This is a genomic window from Amnimonas aquatica (assembly GCF_002943415.1).
Lineage (GTDB): Bacteria > Pseudomonadota > Gammaproteobacteria > Pseudomonadales > Moraxellaceae > Perlucidibaca > Perlucidibaca aquatica_A.
In genome coordinates this window covers 1-5,557 of sequence record NZ_PTQZ01000118.1, presented here as the reverse complement: position 1 = coordinate 5,557, position 5,557 = coordinate 1, and the positions used below count along the sequence as shown (strand labels likewise).

Annotated in this window: 2 protein-coding genes; one reads left to right on the top strand and one right to left on the bottom strand. The window is 68.5% G+C overall.

Features of this window, described 5'->3' with window-relative positions:
* Positions 1-249: 249 nt before the first annotated feature.
* The gene (locus tag C5O18_RS05875) at positions 250-3,261 is read right to left on the bottom strand and encodes an insulinase family protein (protein WP_158249281.1); all 3,012 of its coding nucleotides are present in this window, start codon (positions 3,259-3,261) and stop codon (positions 250-252) included.
* Positions 3,262-3,639: 378 nt separating this feature from the next.
* Here C5O18_RS05875 and C5O18_RS05870 point away from each other — a divergent pair, with 378 nt between their 5' ends.
* Entirely contained in the window at positions 3,640-5,193 is a 1,554-nt protein-coding gene (locus C5O18_RS05870) for a DUF3336 domain-containing protein (protein ID WP_105192310.1), read from the top strand.
* Positions 5,194-5,557: the final 364 nt, after the last annotated feature.

The following is a 5,557-nucleotide window of genomic DNA, read 5'->3' as shown; positions in this document are numbered from 1 at the left end:
ATACCGTGGTGTTCAAATACAAGAGCAATATCGTCTACGAAAAGCCGGTCCGCCAACGCGATATCACGCCTGCCCGTCCCGGCAACTCCGGACGCTACCAGCCCATCGAAACCCCGAAACGCACACCCTACATCCTGCCCGGCATGAAGTGAGCACCGGGGCCGGCGGCGTGCCCGACGCGGGTAGCGCTTGTCGCCACTGCGACCCGGCGCCTGCCAGCGCAGGGCGGGCTGCCACGACCATCCCGGCTCACAGCCGGCGTGGCGTCAGCCCCAGCGACTCGGCGACATCGGCCTTCGCCGACGGCGCGATGACCGCCGTCGCGGCGCGGGCCGGATCGAGGTAGCGCGCGGCGACCGTGCGCAGGTCATCCAGCGTCAGCGCCAGCAGGCGCTCGCGCAGGCGCTGGCGCTGCTCGATGGTGCGGCCGTAGAGGCCGTTGTGGAACGCCTGGCGGGCCTCGCCGGCCGGCGACAGCGGCTTGTCCATGTCGGCGAAGATGCCGAGCAGCGCCTCTTCGAGCTGGTCGGCGCCGTGGCGGTGCGACTGCAGCCAGTCCAGGCTGGCGTCGAAGTCGGCCAGGGTCTCGGCGAAGCGCGGGTCGCGGTAGGAGAAGAAACGGAAGGCGCAGGCGTTGCCGTCGTAGCCGGCGCCACCGCCGTAGGCACCGCCCTGCTCGCGGATGGCGCGGTGCAGGAAGCCGTTGCGCAGGAAACCGCCCAGCGCCATCAGCGCCGGGGCATCGGCATGGTCGACCGGCACCGCCGGGTAGGCGCGGGCGCAGAACTGCACCTGGGTCTGGGTCAGCCAGGCTTCGTTGACGTGCTCATCCGCCGGAGTCCGGATCATGCCGCCAGCCGCCGCCGGCAGCGGCGCGCCGGCCCACAGCGATGCCGCCGTCGCCGATGCGGCGGCCAGCGTGTCGCTCTCGCCGATCAGCAGCAGCTGGCGCGGCGCCACGGCCACCTTGCCGTGCAGTGCCGCCATCTCGCCGGCCAGCGCCGCCAGGGCGGCGTCATCGGCCTGCACCTGCTCGTTGAGCTGGCGGATGAAGCGGATGCCGGCCAGTCCGCCCTGGCGCTGCTGGAACGCGGCCAGCGCGCTGAAGCCGCGCGCGGCGGCACCCATGGCGAGGGCATGGCCCTGTCCGGTGATGCTGGCCTCCCAGCGCGCCTTGAGCTGCGCCAGGATGTCGCGCACGCGGCCGGTCTCGTCGAAACGCAGGCTGGAGAAGGTGTCGTGCAGCAGCTGCTGGAACGCCTCCTGGTTATAGGCCAGCGCCTTGCCGCTGACCACCAGATGCGCCTGCGCGGCGTTCCGGTCGGTCAGCGAGGTGCGCGCCGACAGGCTCATGCGCAGGCCGCCGCTGACCGCCGACTGGCGCTGCTGCAGGCGGCGGTAGTCATCACCGCCGGCACCCAGCTCGGAGAACAGGCTGGTGTAGAGCGGCAGCAGCTGCGCCTCGCGCTCGTCCAGCGCCGGCAGGTCGACAATGAGCTGCTCGTAGAACAGGCCGTTGGTGCCCTGCACATGGCTGGTGGCCTGCAGTCCCGGCAGCAGCGCGCGGGCCTCGCCGACGCCAGGCGCCTTCACCTGCGCCGGCACGTCGGCCAGCGTCACCTTGGGCAGCAGCGAAACATCGTTCTCCTGCGCCTGACGTTCGGCCAGCGCCTCGGCGCCGGCGGCGAGCGCCGCCAGCCCGGCCTCGTCCAGCCCGGCGCGGATGCGCGCCAGCTGCTCGGCTTCTAGGGCATCGCGACGGGCCGCCAGCTCGCTGTCCGGACGCAGCGTGACACGGACGCGATGGGGGTTGTCGAGCAGCAGGCGGCGCACCAGGCCGGGCACGAAAGCGGGATCGCGGATGGCCTCGCGCAGGCGCGCCAGCTCGGCCTCGATGTCCCACACCGAGAGCGGGTCGGCATCCTGCAGCACATGGCCCATGCCGTTGAGCAGCAGCTGCAGGCCGTAGGGATAGCTGTCGCCGCCGATCTCGCGCTGGCTCAGCTCGAACTGGTGCAGCACGGCCTCCACGTCCTCCTGCGGCACGCCCTCCTCGGCCACGCGCGCCAGGGTGTCGAGCACCAGCTGTTCGACTGCCGCCGCGTGCTCCGGCTCGGAGCCCTCCAGGCCGCAGCCGAACGCCATCTCGCGGTTGTTGTCATCGAGGCCGCAGAGTGCCGACGGCGACTCGCCCAGCTCGCTGGTCTCCAGCGCCTGGCGCAGCGGCGACGCCGAGTTCTCCAGCAGCACGCCGCTGAGCAGATGCGCCTCGAAACGGGCGCGGGCATCGGCCGAGGGACCGAGCAGCCAGCCCAGCACATGATGCGTCTGCGGGCCGTCTTCGCTCTCCGGCGCATAGGCCTCTTCCACGCGCAACGGCGCCACGTAGCGCTTCTCGTCGCGACCGCGCACCGGCTCGCTGGCGGCGGGCCGGTCACGGCCGTCGAAGCGGGCCAGCGCCAGCGTCTCGAAGCGCGCCTGCAGGCTGGCCACCGGCTCGTCGCCGAAGGTCATGAATACCGCGTTGGACGGGTGGTAGTGGCGGCGGTGGAACGCCTGCAGCGCCTCGTGCGTGAGGTCTGGGATGTGCGCCGGCTCGCCGCCCGAATTGTGGTGATAGGTCGTGGTCGGGTACAGGTACTTGTTCAGCGTCTCGTGCAGCACGCTGTGGGCCGCGCTCATGGCACCCTTCATCTCGTTGAACACCACGCCCTTGTAGACCAGCGCGGTGTCCGGATTGCCCGGCTGCTCCGGCTCGATGCGAATGCCCTCCTGGGCGAAGTCCAGCGGATGCAGGTGCGGGAAGAACACCGCGTCGAGGTAGACGCGCAGCAGGTTGTCGAAGTCCTGGCGGTTCTGGCTGGCGAACGGGTACGCGGTCCAGTCGCTGGCGGTGAAGGCGTTCATGAAGGTGTTGAGCGAGCGCCGGATCATCAGGAAGAACGGGTCGCGCACCGGGTAGCGCTCGGAGCCGCAGAGCACGGTGTGCTCTAGGATGTGCGCCACCCCGGTGGAATCCTCGGGCATGGTCTTGAACGCCACCACGAACACGTTCTCGCTGTTGTCGGCGGCCAGATGCAGATGGCGCGCGCCCGTGACGCGGTGACGATACTCGCTGAACACCGCCTGCAGGGCCGGCAGCTCGACCTCGCGCAGCAGCTCGAACGCGGCCGATGCCACGCCTCCGTCATCGGCGCCGGCCGGCGCGGCGGCGCCATCGGACAGGGAAACGGACAGGTGGGCGGCTTCGGACAGGGTCACGGACATCTCCAGGAGGACAGGCCGGCGGGCACGGGGGCGGCCTGCGGGAACGGATATGGGACACATGCGGGCGGCGGGCGCGGGTTTCAAGCCGTGCCGGACCCGGACAGGCCGGGCGCAACGCGTGATCGCGCGATTATGTGCCGCTGTCGCCGCCTTGCCAAATCCGGCGATCCGGCACAGGTCTCCGCGGCGAGGCGCCGGTGCGCGCGCCGGCCGCGCAGGGTCATCTCCGGCCAATCTGACAATCCGGGTGGACAGATCGCCACCAGCGTGCCTAGAGTACGGCGCTCTGACTTTTGTCGCCTTGTCCGCCGCGCCGGATGACCGGCAGACTCCCCGTCCGGAATACCGGCGACCACGGAAACGAGAGCGCGCATGGCCACCATCCTGAACACCTCACTGCTGAACGCTCCCCGGCAGAATCCCCGCCTCGAGCAGCTGCGCAATGCGCGCGAGCACGCGAACAGCTACGGCGAATGGCGGGAGATATCGCTCGAGCTCGACGCGCTCAGCGGCATGGACCTGTGGAAGATGGAAACCGCCTCCGGCGACTACCATCACGAGCTGCTGCGCGAGCGCCTGCTGACGCTGCGCCAGTGGCAGCAGTCGCACAACCACAAGCTGCTCATCCGCGCGTTGCGCGAGGGCCTGCACCACGACCTCGGCAACATGAGCAACCCGCGCCTCTACGGACGCGCCCATGTCGGCACCAAGAAGCTGGTCGAGGATTACGTCGGCCAGGTCTGCGAAAGCCTGGAATACCTCTGCGACGCCAACATCGAGCACCTCAGCAACGACGAGAAGCTGGCCCTGTTCGAGGACATCCTGCGCAGCTTCGGCCAGCCCGCGCTGCAGCTCTCCGGCGGCGCCACGCTGGGCATGTTCCACATCGGCGTGTGCAAGGCGCTGGACGAGCAGGACCTGCTGCCCAGCGTGATCTCCGGCTCCAGCGCCGGCTCGCTGGTGGCCTCCATGATCGGCACCCACACCCGCGATGAAATGACCGCCTACTACGACGGCGACGCGCTCTACAAGCACGCCTGGAGCTGGAACAGGCTCAGCGACGGCCTGCGCGGCAAGGGCTTCGCCAACCAGAAGCAGCTGGAGACCTTCATCCGCCAGAACATCGGCGAATACTCGTTCCAGGAGGCCTTCGAGAAAACCGGGCGCCACATCAACGTCAGCATCTCGCCCATAGGCGCCAACCAGAAGTCGCGCCTGATGAACGAGCTGACCTCGCCCTACCTGCTGGTGTGGAGCGCCGTGCTCGCCTCCTGCGCGGTACCCGTGCTGTTCCCGCCGGTCACCCTCACCACCAAGACCGCCGAAGGCCAGCACCAGCCCTACATGCCGCTGGAGCGCTGGGTCGACGGCTCCATGCGCAGCGACATGCCGCGCCGCCGCCTGATGCGTCTTTACAACGTCAATTACTTCATCGCCAGCCAGGTCAATCCGCACATCGTGCCGCTGCTGGAATCCGAGCGCCGCCGCCGCGAACGCGCGCGCATCAGCTCGCTGCCGCGCCGCATCCTCAAGCTGCAGAGCCGCCTGGCCGGCATGGGCGCGCTCCAGGTCATCCACGACAGCACCCGCAACGAGGCCCTGCGCGCCATGCTCAGCCACGGCTACACCATGCTGTCGCAGAGCTACCACGGCGATGCCACCATCGCACCGCGCCGCTACACGCACCAGCACTACCGGCACATGCTGCAGAACCCGACCCGGGAGTCGGTGATCTGGTTCCGCCAGCAGGGCGAGCGCGCGACCTGGCCGAAGATCGACCAGATCCGCATCCAGTCGCGCATCAGCATGACGCTGCAGCGCTGCGTCGCCCACCTGCTCGCCCGACGAGCCCACAACTGGCACGAAGCCGAGGTGCGCGCGCTGCTCAATCCGCACCTGCAGGGGGTACACGCCCGCACGTCCTGACCAGGACTTTCCTGTCATCTGCAAGCCGGGCATGACGCCCGGCTTTTTATTGCGCAAGTATCGGAAAAAGATACAGAAAATACACACTTCGCTGTTGGTCTGGTTAAACCGGCCATTTGTCTGAATACGACCTTCGGAGCATGCCCATTACCGCCAATCAAGGCTAAAAGACGAAGGCGTAACAAGCTGTATCGCTCTGGCCGTCACCGTGGCAAGATCGGTTGTGCTGTACCTCATAAAAACAACATCACGATAACGAGGGTTCACCCATGAAAAGAACAGAGCACCATGCTCGTCGCTCCACCTGGCAACGCTCGCTGCTCAGCATCGCTGTCAGTGCCGCCGCCTTCTCCCTGCCCATGAC